Below are 20,939 nucleotides of genomic sequence, written 5' to 3'. Positions count from 1 at the left end.
CCAGCGTAGACATGCCCCGGCTCACACCGCCGCCGCCTGGGCGGACGGGGCGTAGCGCGCGTCGAGTTCGCGTGTGACATAGGCGAGGCTTTCGACATCGGCGAATTTCATGTCCATGTCGAAGAGGCTGCCCCTATGCGCCGCCGGGCTGCGGTCGCCCACCGCCTCCTCGACCACGATCACGCGGAAGTTGTGGGAAAAGGCGTCGGTCACCGCCGCCCGCACGCAGCCGCTGGTGGAGATGCCCACGACGACGAGCGTATCCACCCGGTCATATCGCAGGAACGACTCGAGCGGGGTCTGGAAGAAGCAGGAGGGCTTGTTCTTCTGAACCACGACATCGGCCTCGGTCGGCGCGTAGGCCTCCGGCCATTCGTCGGCGCGCGGATCGCGCGTGTAGCCGTGGCTTTCGGCGACCGACAGCTTGAGGTTCCAGATCCCACGGCGCACCGGGTGGCTGCGGTCGTCGCGGCGGCTGTAATAGATCGGCAGGCCGAGGCGCCGGAACTGCGCGGTCAGATCGGTGACCGCCTGCATCAGCTCCGGCATCTCACGTCCGCACATGTCAAAGGCGGGGTCGACGAACATCCAGGTCGTGTCGATATTGAGCAGCGCCACGCGCTCGCCGAACCCGATCCGCTCGCCGAAGCCCCCCTTGCGGTAGGTCGCGAGTTCCTCGTCGGGAACCTGCCCCTGCCATTTCGCCAGCTTGTCGTTCATCGCTGTCTCCCTGTCGGTTCGAAGCCCGGGGATGCGCGCCCCGGACCGGCGGCGCATCGCGGCCCCGCCGCGGCCAAGGCGGCTCGCCCGCGCATCCCCCGTGGCAAAGGGCATCCGCCGGACCGGCCGGCGGATGCGTGTCCTCAGTTCGAGACCGGCTCGATCAGTTCGTTGGTGAAGGCCGCGTCCAGGTCGAGGCCCTCGAAGCTGCGATCGGAGAAGGTTTCGAGGAAGGTGACCACGCGCTCCATCTGCTCGCGGCTGATCGCCGGCGAGGTCGGATAGGCCGGCACCACGGAGGTCCAGGCCCTGTCAAAAAGCGCCTTGTCGAAATTCTCGAAATAGGCGGCATGCACCTTGTCGCGCGCTTCGATGGTCAGATCGGGATCGTGCATCGCCTGCTGCGCCCGCTGGATCGCGGACATCATGCGCTTTGCCAGTTCGGGGTTCTCGTCGAGCCAGGCGCGGCGGGTGTTGACCGAGATATAGAGGTGGCCGTCGAGTTCCGGCAGCGCGCCGGCCGCCGTGTTGAAGAGAAGGAAGCCGTTATAGTCCGCGATCGCGGTGTCGCTGGTGGGGTTCGACAGGGTGAACACGTCGATCCGGTCGCGCGAGAACGCGGCGAGGATTTCGCGGCTGCCGCCGACGAAGACGACGGTGGCGTCGCGCTCGGGATCGAGACCGGCCTCGGTCAGCATGTAGAGGGCAAGCTGGTGCGTGCCGCTGCCCGCGCCGGTCACGCCGATACGCGCGCCTTCGAGCGCGGCGAGACGTTCCTCGATGGTGCTCTCCTCGGTGAGGCCCTTCTCGGCCGCGTATGCTCCGCGCATCACCACGTTCGAGGCGTATTGCGTCATCAGCGCGCCGGCGATCACCGCATTAGTGTCCTGCGAGGCCGCCCGCAGCGCCGCCGAGGCCGAGCCGATATAGACGTCCATATCGCCGCCGAGGACCGCCGCCATCGAGGTGCCGCCGCCGGCCTTGAAGACCTGAAGGTTGGCGTCGATGTCTTCGTCTGCGAAATAGCCCATCGTGTCGGCCACGTAGACCGGCAGATAGAGCATGCCGACGCTCGGCATGGCGAAGTTAATCCTATCAGCGGCCATGGCGCCGCCCGCCGCGAGAGCCAGCGCCCCCGCCGCGGCGACACGCACCGCACTCCGTCCGAACTTCTCTAGCAGAGTCATGATTTCAGTCCTCCCATTGTTGGAATGCGGCCTGCCTTCGCAGCCGCTGGCTGGCCCGTGCCTGGACGGCACGGGGACAGATCGGTGTCAGATCGACATCTCGCGCTTGGAGTTGGTTTCGCGCCACGGCATCGCCTTGATCTCCAGAAGCTTGACCGCGGCATTGAGGCAGAACGCCATTATCATGATGCCGATCAGCGCCGTGAAAACGCCCGTCGTGTCGAATTGCCCGGCCGAGTCCGCCAGCAGGTATCCAAGCCCGCGGTTCGAGGCGATCAGCTCGCCCACGATGGCACCGATCAGCGCATAGGGCACCGAGAGGCGCAGCCCGGTGAACACCCAGGTCACCGCCGAGGGCAGCACCACCTTGAAGAGCACGTGACGCTCGTTCGCGCCCATCAGCCGCAGGATGGCGATCTGCTCGCGGCTGACCGCGCGTACGCCCGTGTAGGTGTTCAGGAACACGAGGAAGAACACGATGGTCGCCGTCAGCAGGATCTTCATGTCGATCCCGATGCCGAACCACAGCACGAACAGCGGGGCGAGCGCGACCTTCGGCAGGCTGTAGAACATCATGATGAACGGATCGAGCACCTCAGCGACCAGCTCCGCCCGGCCGAGCCAGACGCCGATGATCATCCCGATGAGCCCGCCCAGCAGGAAGCCCGCAACCGCCTCCAGCAGCGTGATCGCACCGTGATAGAAGATCTTGCCCGAGACCACCCAGTCCCAGAACATCGCCGCGATGGCCGTCGGCCGGCTGATGAAGAATTCCGACGCCAGCCGCCCCGACGACAGCTCCCAGCTGATGAGGACGAAGGCCAGGAACAGCCCCCGCAGCACCCAGACCCGCGTTCTGCTCAACTCCTCCACGATCACTCCTCCATCGCGACAGCGGGCGCGAGAACGTCCCACAGGGTTGCGGTGATTTCCTGGTAGGCGCGATCCTTGCGCAGTTGCAGGATGTCGCGATCCGGTGGCAGCGGCACGTCCACCACGCGGTCGATCGTGCCCGGGCGGCCGGTGAACACCACGCAGCGGTCGCCGATCGCCACGGCTTCGTCGAGATCGTGCGTCACGAACATCACCGTCTTGCCGAGCTGTCGGCACAGCGTCCGGATCTCGATCTGCATGCGCATCCGCAGCATCGCGTCGAGCGCGGCGAAGGGCTCGTCCATCAGCAGCGTCTCGGGGTCATAGGCCAGAAGCCGCGCCAGCGCGCAGCGCTTGCGCATGCCGCCCGATAGCTGGTTGGGATAGCTGCGGCCGAACCCGCTCAGCCCGACCGTCTCCATCAGCGTTTCCACCCGGGCGTCGATCTCGCCCTTGGGCAGGCCCTTGATCTCAAGCGGGATGGCGATGTTGCCGGCGACATCCCGCCACGGCAGGAGGTGGTCGCTCTGGGTCATGTAGCCGACGGCGTGGTTATAGGGCTGCACCGGCGCACCGCGATAGATCACCTCGCCCGCGGTCGCCTCGAAGAGGCCCGCCGCCATGTTGAGCAGTGTCGACTTTCCGCATCCCGACGGGCCCACCAGCGTCAGGATCTCGCCCTCACGCACCTTGAGGTCGATATCCTGCACGGCTTGCAGCGGCTCGCCCTTTACCATGAAGCGCTTGCCGACCCCCCGGAATTCGATCAGCGGCGTCGTATCCGACGATCCGTCGCGATCGGTCATGTTGTCTTCCTCCCTGCCCCGCATCGGGCGCGCTCCATCCATCGGCATCTAATCGGCACGGCGCATGGCGAGTGCATCAAGCGCCCGCACGCCGCGGCCTTCCTCCAAAACCAGAAGCGGATTGATCTCCGCCTCGGCCACGTCCTCGCAGAGCGCCAGTCGAGACAGGCGCGTCACCGCCTCCGCCAGCGCATCCAGATCGCCGCTCGGGCGATTGCGGAACCCGCGCGCGGCGCGCAAGAACGTCACCGCGTCGAGCATTCGCAGCGCCTCGACCTTCGTCACCGGCGCGACGCGGATCGCGGTGTCGCGCATCACCTCGGCCAGAACACCGCCCGCGCCCAGCATGACGACCGGGCCGAGTTGTGGATCGCGCCGGAAGCCCACCAGCGCCTCCGCGACGCCGCGCTCCATGCGCTGAACGAGGACGCCGCGCAGCCGCGCCTCCGGATGCGCCGCGCGCTGGGCCTCCATCAGCCGGTCGAACGACGCCTCCACCTCCGCGCCGGTCGCGAGCCCGAGTATCAGCCCGCCGCTATCCGATTTGTGCGGGATGTCCGGCGACACGATCTTGAGCGCCACGGCCGCTCCGCCAAGTCGGTCGAAGGTCTCGCCCGCTTCGGCGGCGGAGCGCGCGAGCCCGCCCTCGGGGCCTTCGATCCCCAGCAGATCGCAGACCCGTCGGGCCTGCACCTCGTCGAGCGTCGTCGCTTCGGCTTCGTCGAAGACAGCGTGGACGGCCGTCGCAAGCGCCGGGTCGGGCGCGGCCTCGGGCGGCGGCGGGCGGCGCTCCAGCCGCGCGCGCAGCCCCTCGGCACAGGACTCGGCGGTGCGGAAGACAGCCAGCCCTTCCTCCGTGAGCAGCCGCCGGGAGTCCTCGGCCGCTGGCACGAGATACACACCGAGGGGCTTGGCGCTCTGGGCAAACCCGCGGAGCGGCGCGACCGCGAGTTCCGGGTGAAACTGCGAGGAGGACCCGATCACCATGGCGATCGCGTCCACCGCGTCGCTGGCCTGAAGGGCCTCGATCACCGCGCGGACAAGCGCCGGGCGCGTCCCGGCCAGGGTCAGGTCGATCAGGCCCGCCGGGCTGCCCCCCACGCCGTGCTCGGCCAGGATCGCGGCGACCTCCGGCAGGGGCGGCGCCATCTCCATCCCCAACGAGGCCAGCGCATCGACCACCATCGCCCCGCCGCCACCGGTCGTCGACACGACCGCAACGCGCCGGCCCTCGGGTTGCCCCGAGCCCAGAAAGAGCGGCGGCGCCTCGAACAGCGTCTCAAGGATCCGCACCCGCGCGATGCCGAGATGCGCCAGGAGCGCGTCGGCCTGCGCGTCATTGCCGGCAAGCGCGCCCGTATGCGTCGCCGCCAGCGCCTGCCCCGCCTTGGACCGGCCGAGCTTATAGGCCAGCACCGGCTTGCCCGCCGCCTCGGCCGAGCGGGCGAAGCGGGCCAGCGCGGCGCGGTCCCGGATCGCTTCGAGAAACAGCAGGATCGCCTCGCAGCGCGGATCGGAGAGCATCGCCTCGCCGATCTCCCCCACGGTCAGGTCGATCTCGTTGCCGACCGAAACGAGGCTGGAAAACCCGATCCCGCGCGCGGCCCCTTGCGACAGCAGCGCACCGATCATGCTGCCGCTCTGGGAAATGACCCCGTAGCGGCCGCGCGGCAGCGTCTCCATGGCGAGCGCCGCGTTGGCGCTGCACGCAAAACCCGCCGTGTCGATCACTCCGATGGAGTTCGGACCCAGAAGTCGGACCCCGCCCTCCCCCGCCGCGCGCGCGACCGCCTCCTGGCGGGCGACGCCCTCCGGCCCGGCTTCAGCAAAGCCGTCGCTGAGGATCGTGGCGCAGCGGATGCCCCGATCGGCGCAGGCGCGGACCGACTCCTCGACCGCGTCGGCCCCGACCATGATGAAGGCGTGGTCGATCTCCGCAGGCGCGTCGGCCAGCGAAGGCCATGCGCGGACACCGTCTATCACCTCGGCGCCAGGATTGATCGGGAAGATCCGCCCCTCATAGCCATGCTTGCGCAAGTAGCGCAGCGGCCGCGCCGTATTCTTCGCCGGGTTCGAGGACGCACCGACCAGCGCAACCGACCGAGGCGCGAAAATCGCCTGGGCCAGCTCCGTCGCCACAGAATCGCGCCTTGCGAACTTCACGGCCACGCACTCCGACGCAGACGCCCGGCTCCCGCAACATGCCGGCAGACCCGGCCACAAGCCTGGTGAGGCTGGAGCGCCATACAATCCTCCCCAATCGATAGGTGCTAATGTTAGGTTGACTACATCTTAATACCTTTGCAATAGTTTTTTCTGAGCCGGGTCTCGTTGCATAATATTTCGTAGCGCAGGTGAGGCTTGCCTTGATCCGGCAGCTCCTGTTCAGACCTCCGGGCGACGGGTCGTGAGGGAAAATGGAGTCAGTTGTCGATGATGGATCCCACACCGCTCTACCACCGGATCTACCTCGTCCTTCGGGAGCAGATACTCGACCGCAAGTTCGCACCGGACAAACCCATGCCCAGCGAGAACGAGCTCGCCAGCGCGTATAACGTCTCGCGCGTGACCTTGCGAAAGACCATGGAGCGGCTGGAACGCGAGGGGCTCGTCCTGCGCCAGCGCGGGCGTGGAACCTTCGCCGTGCCGCCCGCGTCTCAAACCTCGGTCCAGGCCGATGTGAGCGGGCTGGTGGAAAACCTGCTCGCCATGGGCCTGAGCACGACGGTGAAGGTGCTCGAATTCGAGTATACCGAAACCCCGCCCGACGCCGCCGCCGACATGGAACTGGAGCCCGGCACCGTTTCACAGCGCGCCGTGCGTCTGCGCAGCCTCTCGGGCCGGCCCTTTTCCTACGCGGAGACCTATGTCCGCGAGGATATCGGGCGCAACTTCACCGCCGAGGACATGGAGACGACCCCGCTGCTGAGGCTGTTTGAACTGGCGGGCGTGAAGATCGCGAGCGCGCATCAGAGGGTGACCGCCCGGGCCGCCGACAACGTCGTGGCCGATCTGCTGGGGGTCGAGGTCGGCACGCCGCTTCTGTGCATCAGGCGGGTCGTGCGTGACGACACGGGCGCGGTGATCGAACGCATCCGCGCGCTCTACCGCCCCGATATCTACGAGTTCGAGCTGAACCTGACCCTCGGGCAAGGGCCGGACGGCACGCTTTGGCAGCCGGTGCAGGGCACGCCATGACCGTCCCATTCTGCCGGCAACGGCCCGGCTTGCGATGAACGCGGCGCTTGAGCGCTTCGTCCTGCGCCGTCCGATCGTTGCCATCGCTGCTTTCCTCCACCTCGCGGGCGTGCTCGGCACGCGCCCGCTCGTCCCGCTCTACGCGACCGAACTGGGCATCGGCCCCTCCGAGATCGGTGTCCTCGTGGCGCTCTTCGCCGTGCTTCCCCTGTTTCTCTCGCTGGGAGCGGGACGCTGGCTCGACGTCTATGGCAGCCGCCCCATGCTTCTGTCTGGGACGCTGCTGGCGGGGCTGGGCTTGATGCTGCCCGACCTGCTGGCCGGGCGGGCGGGGCTCTATGCGTCGCAGGTCGTGACGGGCAGCGCCTCGACGCTGTTCGTGCTGGCCGCACAGCGCAGCATCGGCAGCCAGTCCTCCGACGCCATGTCGCGGGAGCGGAACGTCGCGGTCTTCAGCCTCGGCGTTGCCCTCGCCAGCCTGGCCGGCCCGGTCCCCGCGGGCTTCATCGCCGAGCGCTTCAGCTTCGAGACGGCGTTCCTGTTGCTGGGCGGCGTGACGCTGCTGTCGCTGCCGGTCTGCTCTGCCTTGGCGAAAGACCGCCCGGCCCCTGCAGAAACCGGCGGCACGCGCCCCGCCGGCAATCCGCTGCATGTGCTCGGCTACAATCCCTATATGGGCCGCGCCTTCCTGATTTCCGCGCTGATCCTGATGGCGAAGGACATGTATATCGCGTTCTTCCCGCTCTACGCGGCCTCTGCCGGGCTCTCCGCCGGGGCCATCGGCCTCATCATCGGGCTGCATAATGGCGGCGGCGTCGTGATGCGTCTGGCGCTACTGCCGCTGGTGAAGGCGTTCGGCAAAAACCGCGTGGTCCTGTCCTCGATATTGCTGGGCGGGATGCTCTTTCTCGTCCTTCCCGTCGTCGAGGGCGTCGTGCTGTTGACGCTGGCCTCGCTCGGCATCGGCATGGCGCTCGGGCTTGGTCAGCCGCTGTCCATCTCGACCACCATCGCGCTGTCGCCCTCCGACAAGCTCGGCCACGTTCTGGGTGTGCGTCTCGGCTTCAACCGCCTGACGCAGGCCGTGGCGCCGCTCGGCTTCAGCGCCGCCCTGCTGATGACCGGGATCGCGGGGATCTTCGTCCTCGTGGGCGCCGTGCTCTGCCTCGGCGCGACGCGGCTGGGCATTCCCGACGAGCAGAGCAGCTAGAGCGCGGTCGGTCGCGCCCATGATGACCACCTCCGAGAGGCTGGGCGCGCCGAACACCCCGCGCCGGACGCCCGGTCAGAGGCATTGCGTGCTGCCAATGCCACCTGCACAGGCTTGGGCAGGATGCTCCTCATTCGCATCACGGAAGGGCGCGACCAGCGGCAAGCAACTGAGACAGGACATCATCGACGAGCTGGACTTCGACCCAAGCATCGATGCCGACGAGATCGAGGGGCGTCCGCTCGGCATGCATATCACCGCCGCCGACGAAATCGCGCAGCGGGTCGTCAATCCGCTGAAAACGAAACACCTCGGCTCCCGGAGGGAAGGTGCATGTCACCGTTGCGAAGGGGCGCGCGCCGCCCTTTCGGGCCGCGTGGCCCACGGGCTGACTGACGCGCATATCGCGCGCTCCCACGGCCTTCCGCGCGACCTCGTGGCGGAGCTCGGGGCGCTTTGGCGCTTCCCGCCCGCGCCGTGACGGCTCACGCCGGCGATCCGTCCGCAGGCGTGGGCGCGCTGCCTTCGTCAGTGGCCACGTAGTATCGACGGCACTCGTCTTCGCGCCCGCGCACGACGCGCTTTCCGGCCAATGGGCCCTGTCGTTCGGTAACGACCGTCGCGCGGCCTTCGGGGTGGTCGTCCTGGTGGAAATAGATCACGACCCAGTCCTGCGTCCGGCCCAGGTCATGGGCTTGCGCGGTGTTCGAATAGAGCACGGTCAGGTGCCAGTCTCCGCGCCGGGCATGCAGGATCGGCAGCCAGGCCTCGCCGGTCGGGTTGAACCGTTTGGGGGCGATCCGCCGCAACTCACCGGCTTCGGCCTTGGCGCGGTAGAGCGCGTCCGCGTCGAGAAGGAGGGAGATCGGCGGTGCGCCAGGGGCGGACGCCGGTCCCGCCTCGCGCCGGAGCCGGGCAAGTCTCTGATCGAGCGTGGCGAGGATGGCCGCGCGCCGTCGCGGACCAATCCCGGGGACGGGCGTGTCGCCGAGCCGAAGCGCCGTTTCGAGATCCTCCAGGGACTCGACATCCAGCGTGTCGACCAGCCGCCGGGCGAGTTCCTCGCCGATCCCTGGAATGGTGCGGAACAGGGCCTCGGGGGTCAGGGTGCCCTTCAGCCGATCCAGCTGTCGCCAATGTCCCGTCGTCAGCATCTCGACAATCGCCGCGGCGATGCCCTTGCCGATGCCCGGCAGATCGACCAACGCGCGCGTGCCGCCGCGATCGAAGATCTTCCGCAGGGGCTCCGGCAGCGCGCCGATTTCCCGTGCCGCGTTGCGATAGGCCCGAACGCGGAAGCCATCCGCGCCCTGGACCTCGATGAGGTCGGCATATTCGTCCAGGCGCGCCGCAATCAGCCCGTCTTCGGCCGAGACGGACGGCACCTTTGGCGCCATCTCGTCAGACATAGCCTTCGAGCCTCGGCTGCGCCTGCTTGTCCTGTTCGTCCGAAATTTCGGCCATCGTCGCCTCGGTCAGCAGCAGCGTCCCGACAACGGAAACCGCGTTCTCCAGCGCAATGCGCACGACCTTCGTGGGGTCGATGATGCCGGCTTCCAGCAGATCGGTGAAGCTGTTCTTGGCCGCATCGAACCCCCACGCGCCGGTCCCCTTGCGCATCTCCGCAAGCACGACCCCGCCATCCACGGCCGAGTTCTCGGCGATCTGCCGGGCCGGCGCGCCAAGCGCCCGGGAAAGACACAGCACGCCCGTGCGCCGATCCCCCTCGGTCTGATCGGCCAGGGCCTCGATCGCCGCGATGGCCCGAACCAGCGCCAGACCGCCACCGGGAACAATGCCTTCCTCGACGGCCGCCTTCGTGGCGCTGATCGCGTCGTCCAGCGCTTCCTTGCGCGACTTGAGCTCGGCTTCCGTCGCCGCGCCCGCGCGTATGACGGCCACGCCTCCCGACAGCTTCGCGAGACGCTCGCGCAGCTTTTCGCGGTCGTAATCCGATGTGGTCTCCTCGATCTTGCGCTTGATCTGAGCGATACGCGCTTCGATCTCCGCAGCCACTCCGGCCCCCCCAACGATCGTCGTGCTTTCCCGGTCGACCCGCACCGAGGTCGCCCGGCCGAGATCATCAAGGGTCAGCTTCTCGACGTCCAGACCGAGATCGGGCGAGACCAGGCGGCAGCCGGTTAGAGCGGCGATGTCCTCCATTATGGCCCGCCGCCTGTCCCCGAAATCCGGCGCCTTGACCGCCACGACCTTGAGCGTACCCCGCAAGCGATTGACCACGAGCGTCGCCAGCGCTTCGTCGTCGAGATCCTCCGCGATGATGAGAAGCGGGCGCCCGGCCTGCATGACCTGTTCGAGCAGCGGAACGAGAGGGCGCAAACCGCTCAGTTTCTTTTCGTGCAGCAGGATCGCCGGATCCTCGAGACGTGCGGTCAGCGTGTCCGCGTCCGTAACGAAGTAGGGCGAGATGTAGCCGCGATCGAATTGGAGTCCCTCCACCACCTCTAGGACGGTCTCGGTCGTGCGCGAATCCTCGACCATGATGGCGCCGTCGTCGCCGACTTTCTCCATGGCCTCGGCCACGAGGTTTCCGATCTCCTGATCCCCATGGGCCGAGATTGCAGCCACCTGCCGCTTCTCCTTGACCGAGGCCACCGGCCGCGACAGATCGCGCAGGACCTCGACCGCGGCGGCCAGGCCGTCCTCGAAGCCGCGCCTCAGATCGACGGCCGACGCACCGGCGGTCACATTGCGCACACCGTCCGCGAAAAGCGCATGGGCGAGGATGGTCGACGTGGTCGTTCCGTCGCCCACGGCGTCGCCGGTCATTTCCGCCGCTTGGCGCAGCAGTTGCGCGCCCATATCCTCTTCGGGCACCTTCAGCCGGAACTGCTTCGCGATCGTCACGCCATCGTCGCAGACGAGGGGGGCGCCGAAGCTCTTCTGGATCAGAACGGACTTTGAGCGCGGTCCGAGTGTCAGGCGGACCGCATCCGCCAGCGCCCCCGTGCCCCGAAGAAGGCTCTCGCGGGCCTCCGAGCGAAAGAGCAGTTTCGTATAGGTCATTGTGCCCTCTCATTCGACTTCGTCCGACACGCGCTCCGCAACAGACGGACCGCTGAATCGCAGCCTTGTGCGGGCCGAACGCCAGTTCGGGATATGCTGTGATCCGACTTTAGGGAGGGCGGATTCCGCTTCATTGATGACGGTCAAGGAGACGGGCCGCCTCGCTATACGCCGGCACGCCCGACCATGCGCGCCTCAACGCGATCGCTTGGGGCCTCCCCGCGTGAAGACTTTGGCCGCCGGAGGCGCATTGCAGCGCCGCTTTGCCCTGGAGCACAGAAGAGCGGCCGTCGATTTCCGGCACCAGGCTGGCTCGCATGTGTCCGTCCCGCCTCGGAGGTTCAGCGAGAGATTGGGCAGAGACATCCGTGCCGAGTCGCCGCGGAGCCGCGACATCGACGCGGCGACGGCATTCGGGCCAAGCTGGCCCGTCAGCTTCGCGGCTCGCGGTACAGAGGTCCGCAAGCGGCGAAAGAGGTGCCCCGGCAGCGAAAATTACGGGGACGAGGCTGCCGGGGCGAGTCCGCGCCTCCTTGGGGCCGGAGGCGCCGGAACAATTGGGGAGACGCAGGGCTCAGGCGGCGGTACTCACCTTGATCTTGCGCTCCTTCTGTTTGGCTTCCTGGGTTTTCGGCAGCGTCACGGTCAGGACACCATTGGCGAATTCGGCCTTCACGCCGTCGGCATCGATCCCCGACGGCACGGAGAGGGTGCGGTGGAACGCCCCATAGCGGCGCTCGCTGACGAGATAGTCCTCTTTCTCCTCCTTCTTTTCTTCGGACTTTTCGCCGCGAACGGAGATCGTTCCGTCGCTCAGCTTGATGTCGATATCTTCGGCGGTCATGCCCGGCAGCTCGGCCGTCAGCCGATACTCGCCATCGCATTCCACGAATTCGGTCGCGGGTTGCAGCGGCCAATCCGCGCTGGCCGGCAGAAGCGCATGCATCCGGCGCGAAAGCGGCTCGCGCCAGCGACCGGCCCCGAAATCGTCGAACAGGCGGTCGATCTCGTTACGCAGCGAGGTCATCGACGGCCAGCCTTCGACAGACGCGGGCGCCGGCTCCTTGCGCACGTCAATTTCGGACTTCTTCTTGCTCATCGCTTGATGTTCCTCCGCTGAAAGCGCGCGCATGCGCGGACAAGGGGATCTTTTATGCGGTCAGGATATTCCGCGAAGGCTGCGCCGCATTGACGTTTGTCATCGCCATCCGGAATTTTTCGCCCCCGCAGGGGGGCACGGGCTTTCGGAGCGCTCTGCGGCGAAAACCTCCCGGCGGGGCGGCTCCACGCCCGCCAACAGAGCCAGCCGGTCCAGGTCGTGAATCCGAAATCGGTATTGCGCGAGGCTAGTGACGAGCGCTTTCTCTTCAAGATAGCGCAGCGTCCTGCTGATGGTCTCCAGTGCCGTGTTGGTCAGGTCCGCCCAATCACGGCGCTCGATCTTCATCGTCAGGTCGAGGCTACCGTCGGGCTGCGGCTCGGTCGGCAGGAATTCGGTTGCCATGACCAGGAAGACGATGATTCGCTCCCGGCTGCTCAAGGTGCCGTAGCGCCAGATACCGCCCAGAACCCTATCATGCTGGCTTTGGATTTCCCGCAGCAGCATCTTTCGGAACCGCGCATTCCCTGCGAGCTGTCGCCTCAGCAGAGGGGCCTCGTAGATACAGAACTCGAGATCGGTCAGCGCCTCCACGTCGCAAGCCGATCTCTGATCGGGAAATCCGCCGACGATGTCGCCGGGAACGGCAAGGCCGAAAAGGACGCGCTTGCCGTCGACCCGCATCTTCGCGCAGCAGGCATAGCCGCGGCGGATCACGCCGAGAAAGCCGACAGGCGCTCCCCGTTCGAGGATCAGCCTGCCCTTGCGATATTGGCGAACTGGCGGGGGGAAGGCGCCGGACGCGCCCTCGCCGCAAATCGCCTCGCAGAATTCGGCGCCGCGCAGATGGCAGTCCGGGCAATGTGCCGCCGTTTCAAGCGCCGAGGAGGACGGGCCGTCCCGCGCTGAATAGAGGTTTCGTTCGCCCTGGATCATGCCTCGCGTTCCTCCTGCAACGCGCCGATCACGGCATCGCGGAGCTCTGCCTCGGGCAGGTTGATCAGGTTCAGATCCCGTTCGAGGACGAGGACATCGCTGAGGGAGGCCGGCATTTTCTTGCGTAGAACCCCCAACATCTTCGGGGCGGCGAAGATCGCCAGCCGCGTCAGGTGTCCGGCCCGCAGTTCGGCTTCGAGGGTGTCCAGGGTCTCCTGCGCGAACTCTTCCATGTCGCTCAGAATCGGGTCCGATCCCGGTTCCATCGCCGAGCGGCGCCCGCTGGCATCCGATGAGAAACTGCGGCCCGGTCTGTCCGACAGGATGTCCCTGAGATGGGGGGACTCGCCCTTGGTGAAGAGCTCCATCCGATCGGCGATCTCGCCACCATCCAGCCCGCTCAACAGTCGCGCGTGAACGCCGTTGGTCACCAGAGCCCAAGTCTTGTGTTGCGCCATAACAGTCTCCAAGGATACGTCTTTCGGCCAGCATTGAACTCACCCCGTGAGGAAAGATCATTGATAACTGTCAACGCTGGTTCGTGCCGGACGGATGCGCGCCCGTTGACGATTCCTGTAGGCATTGCCGCCGACGGGCATGAACCTTTGGCCCGGCGCTCCCGCCCGGAAGTTCAGGAGGGCACACTGGATGACGAGAGACGCCGACAAAAAGGCCCAGGACCTCAAGCGTTACCTATCCGCCTTTCATGGGATTGACCCCCGCACGAGAGCCACGCTGGACGTCATGTGCCGCGTCCGGTCCTACCGGGCCGGCACCACGGTCGTCCGGGAAAGGGAGACCGCCGAAATCGTGGGATGCGTCCTGTCGGGCATATTGCGCATGCAAAAAACGCTCGTCGATGGCCGCCGGCACATCGTCGGGCTCCTGGTGTCGGGCGATCTGTTCGGTCGGGTTTACGAGGGCCCGGGGGAGTTCTCGATCGAGGCCGCGACGGAGGCCCATGTCTGCACGTTCCCCAAAGCGGAGTTCGAGGCGTTTCTGAAGCGGTCGCCGGATCTCGAACGGGCGGTGATGCTCAACATCCTCAACGAGCTCGACCGGGCCCGCGACTGGATGATCATCCTGTCCAACCAGAAGATCTCCAGCCGCATCGCCGGTTTCCTGCTGTTGCTGCGGTCGCGGTTCGCATCCCTCGATGACCTCGTCGAAGAGGCCATCGATGGAACAAAGGTTCGGATCCCGATCAGCCGGACCGATCTGGCTCAACTCCTCGGCACGAGACCGGAATCCGTCTCTAGAGCCTTGCACGCCCTGCAGGACGACGGCGACATTCGAATCCTGGAACCGAACCTCGTCTTCGTGCGCAACTTTCACGCGCTGGCACGCAAGGCCGGGGAACAAGATATCGGTGGCATGTCCAGCGTGAAGGACATCTTGCAGGAAGAAAAGCGGAAGCGCTGATCACGCGCGCTCGGCGATGGTCACGCCGGTGGCATAAGGCCCCTTCTCTCCGATCATCTCGCGGAACCTGAGACGGGTTCCCGTCTGCAGACGATCCCAGTCCTGCGAAGTCAGGCCGTCGCGCTGGAAATAGACCCGCCGCCCGTCATCGGCCTCCAGCCAGCCATGACCCAGCTCGGGCTCCAGTTCGACGATCGCGCCATGCAGCACCGGCGGGTGATGTTTGACCTCGATCCCGGCCATGACCTTCTTGCGCTTCTTCAACGCCTTCTCCGCCGCGCTGAACGCCCGGTTCACGGCGAGGATCAGATCGTCCTGCGCGCTGCCTTGCGAGATCTCGCGTGAGATCGAGAGATCGGGACCGGGCATATGAAGGTTGAGCCGGACGCGGAAGACGCGGCCATGCCGCATCTTCTTCTGCGGCGCCTCGAGGGTGACCTCGCAGCCCGTGATGCGGTCGTCGCGCTTTTCGAGCATCGCAATGCGCCGGTGCACAAGCTCGTCGACCGCCGGGGAGCGGTCGACATTGTGATAGGAGAGGATCGGTTCGATTTGCATTGGACCAGCCAGAGGTTATCGGTCAGCAGGGAGCGGTGAAATAGGTGCCGTCGCCGCGCGCATAGGCGCACCGGTTCGTCGCGGAATTCTGGGCCACGAGGGTTCCGGCGGCGGCTCCGGCCAGCGCCGCGATCAGGCGCCAGTCGTCATCGGCCTTGAGCGCGTCAGCCGTGATCAGGCCCGCCGCCGCTCCGGCCGTGACACCGACGACCGTGCGCTGTTGCGGTGTCAGGTTTTCGCAGCCCGCTGCCAGGAACGCTCCGGCGATGGCGACTGCTCCGATGGCTCTTTTGATCATGTTCGCTTCTCCTTCTGTTCATCCTCGAACGTGTCTCGCGGCCGGGCCTTTCACCGCGCGATCAGGGATGATGATCGGCCACCGCATGCAGAAGCTCGCCCGAAAGCTCCCGGCTGACCGTGTGGGAAATGTCGCCGAGGCTGAGCATGCCAACGAGCCGCTTATTGTCGTCGAGCACCGGCAGGCGACGGATTTTCTTTTGATCCATCAGGTGGATGGCATCCTCGACCGTCTCGGTCGTCCGGCAATAGACGAGGCCCTCGGTCATGATCTCCTCAGCCGTGGTCTTCTCCGGGTTGCGGCCCGCGGCCACCACGCGCAGCGCGATGTCCCGGTCCGTGATCATGCCGATGAGCCTGTCCTCCTTGCCCACCGGGACCGCGCCGATATCGTCTTTCTGCATCATCTTGGCGACTTCGCTCACCGGGGTGTCTGCGCTGGCCCAGTCAGCATGCGGATGCATTGCCTTCGCGATTTCCATCTAAGCGCCTCCTCCTGCACGGCTGTGCCCCGGAGAATTGCCCGCCGGCCGCGCGTTGTCATTGACGACCGTCAAGCAGCGCTGCGGGTGAGGCGCGGGGCGCGCGCTCCGGACGATGCAGCCGTGCGATTGCTTCGGCGATGAGGGGCACACATGAGACCAGGCGCAGCCGGTCGCCGAGCGCATCTTTTGCGGCCGCGACCGCCGCGACGCTGTCCGTAAGCGCGATGCTGTCGAGCACCGCGCTGTCAGCCAAGGACGCGATGGCGGCATCGGTGAGCAGGCCGTGCGTCGCGATGGCGTGGACCTCGGCGGCCCCGTGGGCGCGCACCGCCTCCGCGGCGCGCAGGATCGTCCCGCCGCCGCAGATCATGTCATCGACGACAAAGACGACCCGTTCCGCGACGTCTCCCGCGAAATGAGAGCCGGACACCACGCCCGCGCTGCGTCGCTTCTCCATGAGTCCGAAGCCGACGGGGCCGCCGGTCGCCTCCTCCAGCGCTTCGCGGACAAGTTGCGCCCGTTTCACACCGCCCGGGTCGGGCGAGACGATCGCCAGCGGCCGGTCCCGGACCCGTCCCGCGATATGAGCGGCGAAGAGCCGGTCGGTCGCAAGGTGCAGCGTCCGGCAGCGAAAGGCGTTCTGGAAGGCCATGAGATTGTGGACGTCGAGCGTGAGGACCATGTCCACGCCCGCCGCCTCGAACAATTGTGCGACGATACGGGTGCTGACCGGGTCACAAGGTTTCGTCTGCCGGTCCTTCCGAGAGTAGGCCAGATAGGGTGCAATCGCCGTGACGCGCGCCGCGCCATGTTCCCGGCATGTCGCCAGAAAGAACAGAAGACGGACGAGTTTGTCATTCGCCGACGCGTGCCCGTCGCCCTCGAGGGAGTGCATGACGAAGACATCGCGATCGCGGATCTCGACGAGCGGCCGCGCCTTGTGCTCGCCCCCGTCGAAGTCTCGCTCCTCGTGGGGCGCGCGGACGTATCCGCCGGCAGCGGCGACCCGATCGCCAAGCTCTTGCGAGCCCTGTAGTGCGAAGAACAGCATGGGTCAGGTCTCCCTGACCTCGCGGGAGCTGGCATTGACCCCGGTCAATGCATAGGGGCCGTCTACGCCATTAGCTAGGAGATGCCGTATTTCAATGAGGAAGGTCTCATGGCTGTCACTGGTATCAAGACCCTTGATCACGCGCCGCAGGTCTTCGCCGAATGGCTCAACGAACTCAGCGATGATCTGGGCTGGGATAGGGCGCGGACCTATCGCTTGCTCACGGAGACGCTTTATGCCGTTCGCGACTTCTTGACCGTGGACGAGGCGGCGGACCTCGCCGCCCAGCTTCCGGTTCTGGTCCGTGGGATGTTCTACGAAGGCTGGGATCCGTCGCGCACGCCGGTCAAGCCGCGCAGCAAGACCGACCTGCTGAAGCGGATCGAGGCGCGGTTCGAGACCGACCCCATGGAGGACCCGGAACGGGCGGTCGCGGCGGTCTTCGACCTGCTCCGGCGCCATGTGTCCTGGGGCGAAATCCAGCAGGTCAAGAATGCGATGCGCAAGCCGATCCAGGAGCTCTGGGACTGACGACGCTCCGAGGGAGCGCAGCATGCCGTCGGCCAAGGCGGGAGCCGAGGCAGGCCCCCTGCCCGGCTTCGCCGACAAGCGCGCGTTTCTCGAAAGCGGGGCTCCGTGGCCCGATGAGCCTCCGCCGGATTGCATCGAGACCCACGCCTCTATCGTCTGTCTCACCCGCGACCGGGCCTGGAAGCTCAAGAAGCCGGTGCGCCTCGTCCATATCGATCAGCGCGCGCTCGAGGACCGGGAACGGTTTTGCCGAGAAGAGCTGCGGCTCAACCGCGAATTGGCCGGAGAGGTCTATCGGGGCCTGACCCCATTGGTGCAACGTGCCGACGGCGGCCTGGCTCTTGGCGGAGAGGGCGTGGTCATCGACTGGGTGATCGAGACCCTCCGGCTTCCGGCGGACGAGATGCTCGACCGGCGCCTCGCCGCCGGCCCGGCGCCCACCACCGAGGAGATCGCCGTGCTGGCAGAGGTCTTGCTCGGCTTTTACGGGCGGCAACCCCGCCTGCGACGGGCGGGCGATGTGTTTTGGCGCCGTTTGACGCGCGACGCGGCGCTCTCGGTTCGGCATCTGCGGGAGATGGCAGCTCTTGCCGGTATCGCGCCGTCGGACCGCACGCTGGACTACGCGACACGCGCGGTCGAACAGGCCCGCGGCGAGATTCTGGAGCGGGCAGCCCGGGGGGAGTTGATCGAAGGGCACGGCGATCTTCGTGCGGAGCATGTCTGTCTCACCCGGCCGCCCGTCGTCTTCGACCGCCTAGAGATCGACGGCGCGCTCCGGCGGCTCGATCCGTTTTTCGAGGTGAACGCCCTCGGTCTGGAGTGCGGGCTTCTGGGAGGCGGATGGATCAGGGCGCAGCTTCTGGCCCGGCTCGCGCAAGCCTTCGCGCCTCCCTCCGAGCAGTTGCTGTCGATCTTCGGCGTGGTTGCCTGCGTCACGCGCGCGCGCATCGCCGCAGACCACTTCAGGGATGCCGAGGTCGCCAAACCCGAGAAATACCGCGCGGCCGCTCGCGCCTACCTTAAGCTCGCGGCGGATCTGGTTGACGCCGCCCAGGACAGATGAAGCGGCGGCCCCTCGGCGCCCGGACGTTCTCGCTTCGCATGCCGCTCGTTCCAACCCGCTATGTGTATGGCCTACTCGGGCGCGGCATGGTTCTGTGTCGCATGGCGATGGAGGATGGTCGCGACCTCCGCGTCTGTCACCTGCCGAAAATCACGGTAGTGCAGCCCCACCGCTTGGAAGAAGTCGGGGGTTTCCAGGCAGATCACCTCATCGCACTCGCGGCGCATCTCCTCGACCGTGTCTCTCGGCGCGACCGGCACGGCCGCGACGAGCCGCGCGGGACCTTCGTCCCGGATCAGGTGCAAGGCCGCCCGCATCGTCGCGCCCGTCGCGATGCCGTCATCGACCACGATCACGTTTTTCCCGGCGAGCGGCACCGGCGGCCGCCCTTTCAGATAAACCTCCCGGCGGCGACGGAGTTCCGGCAGTTCTCGCTCGGCGAGTTCCCGAATGGCCGCGTCGTCGAGCCGGGCCATGCGCGCGACGTCCTTGTTGACGGTGATCCTCGGATCGTCCCCATCGGTGACGGCCGCGACGGCGTATTCGGGCTGCGAGGGGACTCCGACCTTTCGGACGAGCGCGATATCGAGCGGCGCGCCGAGCCCCTCCGCGACCACATCCGCGACCGGCAATCCGCCACGTGGGAGCGCCACGACCACCACATCGTCGAGATCGAGCGCCTGCAGACGCGGCAGCAACCTCTCTCCGGCCTCTTTTCGATCGATGAACACGAGTAACCTCCCCTGCGACGCCGGGTGCAGCGGAGGCCGTGCCCGGTGCTTTCCCCAAACCCTAGCGCAACCGCGGCGCAGGACGCATTGCGCGGGGTCAATCCACTGTCCCGCTCGGGACGGCCTCCCTTCCCGCCGCCGCCCTCCCCTTGCGGGCGACGCGCCCCCGAAGTCGATAGGCGCCGGAACCGGGCCCCTACTGACAGCGGGCGTTCGCTGGCCGGTCGCTGTCGGACAGGGCCCTGGCAAACGCGGCCGAGAACCAGGACGCCGCCAGATCGACGACCTGCTCGAGGGCGCCCGGTTCCTCGAAGAGATGCGTTGCGCCCGGCACAACCTCCAGGCCCTTGCGGCAGTTCAGGCGGACGAAAGCCTGGCGGTTCAACTCAAGCACCTCGCGATCCGCCCCGCCAACGACCAGAAGCGTCGGGCATCTGACGCGGGACAGATGGTTTCCGGCCAAATCGGCGCGGCCGCCGCGGGACACGACTGCGGCGATGGCAAGCCGCGGGTCGGCGGCGGCCACGAGGGCCGCCGCGGCGCCGGTGCTCGCACCGAAGAGCCCGATCGGTATGCCGATGGTCTCCGCGTTTCGTCTTGCCCAGGCGACGGCCCCGGCGACCCGCTGTGCGAGCAGGTCGATATCGAAGACCCGGGCCCGGTCCCGAGCCTCCTCGTCGGTGAGCAGGTCGAAGAGCAAGGTGCCGCAGCCGCGCGCTTGGATCTCCGCGGCGACAGCCCGGTTGCGCGGACTCAGACGGCTGCTGCCGCTGCCATGCGCGAAGATCACAAGTCCGCGCGGGTTCTTCGGAAGGCCAAGGGTTCCTGGCAGGCGGAGGCCGTCGCTCAACACGATGACCTCCTCACGGGGAGTAGACGGAGTATCAGACATCACGGTTGCCGGTCTCCTTTAGCTGAGCGCTTGCGAGCGCCGCCGACAGAATGGACCGCGACAGGCGCAGCGTGCGTCCCCAGCGCGAGAGCGGGCGCCAGACCCCAAGCGCAAGGGCCGCGGCCGCTGACGCCGCGATCGCCGCGACATGCAAGGCGGTGGCCGCGCCACGCGGCGACTGGGGCGTCAGGACCAAAGGCGCCGCCACAGGCAGCCCGCCCGTCCACACGCAAGGCGATCCCATCTCGCAGGTACGATCGTTCCAATATCCCTGCCTCTCGACGTGATTTCATCTCGGGCCACAGTCCCGCATTGCGCCGGGTCTGCATTGACGATGCTCAATCCTGTCCATCCTGCTGGCCGTCATGCTCTTGGAAGTCGAAAGCGGCCGCTTGGGGCTGCCCCTGCCCGTCCACGCGTCGCTTGTCGGAATGCCTCGTCTACCTACGGACCGTTCGTCGCGTGGGTCACATGCGCGGCTATTCCGCCGTTGTCGGGGTCGGGGCCTCGGCGATCCTGGTGCACCCGCTCCTGGACCCGGTCGCCTGGTTTCCCTTGAGGTTCGTGCTCGACTTCTGCTTCGCGGCGGTCATCATCGTGAAGGAGAGCTGGCTCAAACGGGCGTCACCCACGCCGAGCGGGGCCTGACGCTCGGCGTCTACCTGGCCGATACCTGTATCGGGCTGAGCGGCGGGAAAATGCCGTATCCGGTCAAGCCATATGAGAGCTTCGAGCCGCTCACACTCGCGGCGGTCGCCCTCGCCCTGTCGGTCGTGCCGGTCGCGCTCGCCTATGCAACCCCGCCCGCGATCCCCGAGCATGTGGGAGCGCCTGGACGGCTCAAGCGGAC

General features: G+C 67.0%; 23 protein-coding genes. 7 read left to right on the top strand and 16 right to left on the bottom strand.

Annotation, left to right across the window (positions count from 1 at the left end):
* Positions 1–21: 21 nt before the first annotated feature.
* From DTQ71_RS10040 to DTQ71_RS10020, 5 genes are all read right to left on the bottom strand, one after another.
* Positions 22–720: an isochorismatase family protein gene (locus tag DTQ71_RS10040; RefSeq protein ID WP_170125387.1), complete on the bottom strand. Its 699-nt coding sequence runs from the start codon at positions 718–720 to the stop codon at positions 22–24.
* A 143-nt stretch (positions 721–863) separates the two neighbouring features.
* Positions 864–1,907 (bottom strand): ABC transporter substrate-binding protein, encoded by a 1,044-nt coding sequence (locus DTQ71_RS10035; RefSeq protein ID WP_109564148.1) that lies wholly within the window; start codon positions 1,905–1,907, stop codon positions 864–866.
* Between the two features lie 87 nt (positions 1,908–1,994).
* Positions 1,995–2,780, bottom strand: a complete 786-nt coding sequence (locus DTQ71_RS10030) for an ABC transporter permease (RefSeq protein ID WP_211317124.1) — start codon at positions 2,778–2,780, stop codon at positions 1,995–1,997.
* A 2-nt stretch (positions 2,781–2,782) separates the two neighbouring features.
* Positions 2,783–3,586: an ABC transporter ATP-binding protein gene (locus DTQ71_RS10025; RefSeq protein ID WP_109564196.1), complete on the bottom strand. Its 804-nt coding sequence runs from the start codon at positions 3,584–3,586 to the stop codon at positions 2,783–2,785.
* A 48-nt stretch (positions 3,587–3,634) separates the two neighbouring features.
* A complete protein-coding gene (locus DTQ71_RS10020) occupies positions 3,635–5,749 on the bottom strand; it encodes an acetate--CoA ligase family protein (protein WP_146204835.1) in 2,115 nt (704 codons plus the stop codon).
* Positions 5,750–6,019: 270 nt separating this feature from the next.
* Here DTQ71_RS10020 and DTQ71_RS10015 point away from each other — a divergent pair, with 270 nt between their 5' ends.
* Genes DTQ71_RS10015 through DTQ71_RS10005 form a run of 3 tightly spaced genes read left to right on the top strand, consistent with a single transcriptional unit; the run spans position 6,020 to position 8,475 of the window.
* The gene (locus DTQ71_RS10015) at positions 6,020–6,784 is read left to right on the top strand and encodes a GntR family transcriptional regulator (RefSeq protein WP_109564146.1); all 765 of its coding nucleotides are present in this window, start codon (positions 6,020–6,022) and stop codon (positions 6,782–6,784) included.
* A 34-nt stretch (positions 6,785–6,818) separates the two neighbouring features.
* On the top strand, positions 6,819–7,994 hold the full coding sequence (locus DTQ71_RS10010; protein WP_109564145.1) for an MFS transporter: 1,176 nt from the start codon (positions 6,819–6,821) through the stop codon (positions 7,992–7,994).
* Positions 7,995–8,013: 19 nt separating this feature from the next.
* A complete protein-coding gene (locus tag DTQ71_RS10005; protein ID WP_109564144.1) occupies positions 8,014–8,475 on the top strand; it encodes a hypothetical protein in 462 nt (153 codons plus the stop codon).
* Positions 8,476–8,479: 4 nt separating this feature from the next.
* Here DTQ71_RS10005 and DTQ71_RS10000 read toward each other — a convergent pair whose 3' ends face one another.
* The 5 genes from DTQ71_RS10000 to DTQ71_RS09980 all read right to left on the bottom strand — a co-directional run bounded on the left by DTQ71_RS10000 (position 8,480) and on the right by DTQ71_RS09980 (position 13,514).
* Positions 8,480–9,403, bottom strand: a complete 924-nt coding sequence (locus tag DTQ71_RS10000; protein WP_211317123.1) for a helix-hairpin-helix domain-containing protein — start codon at positions 9,401–9,403, stop codon at positions 8,480–8,482.
* Positions 9,396–11,021 carry a chaperonin GroEL gene (gene groL, locus DTQ71_RS09995; protein ID WP_109564143.1) on the bottom strand — a complete coding sequence of 542 codons (1,626 nt, stop codon included), beginning with the start codon at positions 11,019–11,021 and terminating at the stop codon, positions 9,396–9,398. The genes DTQ71_RS10000 and groL overlap by 8 nt, the downstream gene beginning before the upstream one ends.
* Before the next feature lie 574 nt (positions 11,022–11,595).
* Entirely contained in the window at positions 11,596–12,153 is a 558-nt protein-coding gene (locus DTQ71_RS09990; protein WP_245947385.1) for an Hsp20/alpha crystallin family protein, read from the bottom strand.
* 66 nt (positions 12,154–12,219) lie between these two features.
* Positions 12,220–13,056, bottom strand: a complete 837-nt coding sequence (locus DTQ71_RS09985) for a Crp/Fnr family transcriptional regulator (RefSeq protein ID WP_109564142.1) — start codon at positions 13,054–13,056, stop codon at positions 12,220–12,222.
* Positions 13,053–13,514, bottom strand: a complete 462-nt coding sequence (locus DTQ71_RS09980) for a host attachment protein (RefSeq protein WP_109564141.1) — start codon at positions 13,512–13,514, stop codon at positions 13,053–13,055. Before DTQ71_RS09980 ends, DTQ71_RS09985 begins: the two co-directional genes overlap by 4 nt.
* Positions 13,515–13,653: 139 nt before the next feature.
* Between DTQ71_RS09980 and DTQ71_RS09975 the strand changes: the two genes are divergently transcribed.
* Complete coding sequence (locus DTQ71_RS09975; RefSeq protein WP_245947384.1) at positions 13,654–14,478, top strand: Crp/Fnr family transcriptional regulator; 825 nt, start codon at positions 13,654–13,656, stop codon at positions 14,476–14,478.
* Here DTQ71_RS09975 and DTQ71_RS09970 read toward each other — a convergent pair whose 3' ends face one another.
* The 4 genes from DTQ71_RS09970 to DTQ71_RS09955 form a co-directional block, all read right to left on the bottom strand.
* Positions 14,479–15,036 (bottom strand): HPF/RaiA family ribosome-associated protein, encoded by a 558-nt coding sequence (locus DTQ71_RS09970; RefSeq protein ID WP_109564139.1) that lies wholly within the window; start codon positions 15,034–15,036, stop codon positions 14,479–14,481.
* Positions 15,037–15,058: 22 nt separating this feature from the next.
* Positions 15,059–15,334: a glycine zipper 2TM domain-containing protein gene (locus DTQ71_RS09965; RefSeq protein WP_172500051.1), complete on the bottom strand. Its 276-nt coding sequence runs from the start codon at positions 15,332–15,334 to the stop codon at positions 15,059–15,061.
* Between the two features lie 61 nt (positions 15,335–15,395).
* Positions 15,396–15,815, bottom strand: a complete 420-nt coding sequence (locus tag DTQ71_RS09960; RefSeq protein ID WP_109564138.1) for a CBS domain-containing protein — start codon at positions 15,813–15,815, stop codon at positions 15,396–15,398.
* 58 nt (positions 15,816–15,873) lie between these two features.
* Positions 15,874–16,869: a ribose-phosphate diphosphokinase gene (locus tag DTQ71_RS09955; protein WP_109564137.1), complete on the bottom strand. Its 996-nt coding sequence runs from the start codon at positions 16,867–16,869 to the stop codon at positions 15,874–15,876.
* A gap of 108 nt (positions 16,870–16,977) precedes the next feature.
* On the opposite strand from DTQ71_RS09955, the gene DTQ71_RS09950 reads away from it, so the two are divergent.
* Together DTQ71_RS09950 and DTQ71_RS09945 are read left to right on the top strand one after the other, a co-directional pair.
* A complete protein-coding gene (locus tag DTQ71_RS09950; protein ID WP_109564136.1) occupies positions 16,978–17,400 on the top strand; it encodes a DUF2267 domain-containing protein in 423 nt (140 codons plus the stop codon).
* Positions 17,401–17,422: 22 nt separating this feature from the next.
* On the top strand, positions 17,423–18,466 hold the full coding sequence (locus tag DTQ71_RS09945; protein ID WP_109564135.1) for a hypothetical protein: 1,044 nt from the start codon (positions 17,423–17,425) through the stop codon (positions 18,464–18,466).
* A gap of 71 nt (positions 18,467–18,537) precedes the next feature.
* Here the strand turns inward: DTQ71_RS09945 and DTQ71_RS09940 are convergent, their stop codons facing one another.
* Positions 18,538–19,197: a phosphoribosyltransferase gene (locus tag DTQ71_RS09940; protein ID WP_211317122.1), complete on the bottom strand. Its 660-nt coding sequence runs from the start codon at positions 19,195–19,197 to the stop codon at positions 18,538–18,540.
* A gap of 196 nt (positions 19,198–19,393) precedes the next feature.
* On the bottom strand, positions 19,394–20,047 hold the full coding sequence (locus tag DTQ71_RS09935) for a dienelactone hydrolase family protein (protein ID WP_211317121.1): 654 nt from the start codon (positions 20,045–20,047) through the stop codon (positions 19,394–19,396).
* Positions 20,048–20,560: 513 nt separating this feature from the next.
* On the opposite strand from DTQ71_RS09935, the gene DTQ71_RS23145 reads away from it, so the two are divergent.
* On the top strand, positions 20,561–20,737 hold the full coding sequence (locus DTQ71_RS23145; protein ID WP_146204834.1) for an MFS transporter: 177 nt from the start codon (positions 20,561–20,563) through the stop codon (positions 20,735–20,737).
* Positions 20,738–20,939 lie beyond the last annotated feature (202 nt).

It is taken from the genome of Jannaschia seohaensis, assembly GCF_900116765.1.
Taxonomy (GTDB): Bacteria; Pseudomonadota; Alphaproteobacteria; order Rhodobacterales; family Rhodobacteraceae; genus Jannaschia; species Jannaschia seohaensis.
This window is presented reverse-complemented; position numbering and strand designations above follow the sequence as displayed.

Bases quoted from the DNA above. Each gene is read 5' to 3' on its own strand.
- DTQ71_RS09945 (WP_109564135.1), top strand. From the start codon at position 17,423: ATGCCGTCGGCCAAGGCGGGAGCCGAGGCAGGCCCCCTGCCCGGCTTC.
- DTQ71_RS10040 (WP_170125387.1), bottom strand. From the start codon at position 720: ATGAACGACAAGCTGGCGAAATGGCAGGGGCAGGTTCCCGACGAGGAA.
- DTQ71_RS09965 (WP_172500051.1), bottom strand. From the start codon at position 15,334: ATGATCAAAAGAGCCATCGGAGCAGTCGCCATCGCCGGAGCGTTCCTG.
- DTQ71_RS09985 (WP_109564142.1), bottom strand. From the start codon at position 13,056: ATGATCCAGGGCGAACGAAACCTCTATTCAGCGCGGGACGGCCCGTCC.
- DTQ71_RS09980 (WP_109564141.1), bottom strand. From the start codon at position 13,514: ATGGCGCAACACAAGACTTGGGCTCTGGTGACCAACGGCGTTCACGCG.
- DTQ71_RS10010 (WP_109564145.1), top strand. From the start codon at position 6,819: ATGAACGCGGCGCTTGAGCGCTTCGTCCTGCGCCGTCCGATCGTTGCC.
- DTQ71_RS10025 (WP_109564196.1), bottom strand. From the start codon at position 3,586: ATGACCGATCGCGACGGATCGTCGGATACGACGCCGCTGATCGAATTC.
- groL (WP_109564143.1), bottom strand. From the start codon at position 11,021: ATGACCTATACGAAACTGCTCTTTCGCTCGGAGGCCCGCGAGAGCCTT.
- DTQ71_RS09975 (WP_245947384.1), top strand. From the start codon at position 13,654: ATGAACCTTTGGCCCGGCGCTCCCGCCCGGAAGTTCAGGAGGGCACAC.
- DTQ71_RS10015 (WP_109564146.1), top strand. From the start codon at position 6,020: ATGATGGATCCCACACCGCTCTACCACCGGATCTACCTCGTCCTTCGG.
- DTQ71_RS10005 (WP_109564144.1), top strand. From the start codon at position 8,014: ATGATGACCACCTCCGAGAGGCTGGGCGCGCCGAACACCCCGCGCCGG.
- DTQ71_RS23145 (WP_146204834.1), top strand. From the start codon at position 20,561: ATGCGCGGCTATTCCGCCGTTGTCGGGGTCGGGGCCTCGGCGATCCTG.
- DTQ71_RS09950 (WP_109564136.1), top strand. From the start codon at position 16,978: ATGGCTGTCACTGGTATCAAGACCCTTGATCACGCGCCGCAGGTCTTC.
- DTQ71_RS09990 (WP_245947385.1), bottom strand. From the start codon at position 12,153: ATGCGCGCGCTTTCAGCGGAGGAACATCAAGCGATGAGCAAGAAGAAG.
- DTQ71_RS10000 (WP_211317123.1), bottom strand. From the start codon at position 9,403: ATGTCTGACGAGATGGCGCCAAAGGTGCCGTCCGTCTCGGCCGAAGAC.
- DTQ71_RS09955 (WP_109564137.1), bottom strand. From the start codon at position 16,869: ATGCTGTTCTTCGCACTACAGGGCTCGCAAGAGCTTGGCGATCGGGTC.
- DTQ71_RS10035 (WP_109564148.1), bottom strand. From the start codon at position 1,907: ATGACTCTGCTAGAGAAGTTCGGACGGAGTGCGGTGCGTGTCGCCGCG.
- DTQ71_RS09960 (WP_109564138.1), bottom strand. From the start codon at position 15,815: ATGGAAATCGCGAAGGCAATGCATCCGCATGCTGACTGGGCCAGCGCA.
- DTQ71_RS09970 (WP_109564139.1), bottom strand. From the start codon at position 15,036: ATGCAAATCGAACCGATCCTCTCCTATCACAATGTCGACCGCTCCCCG.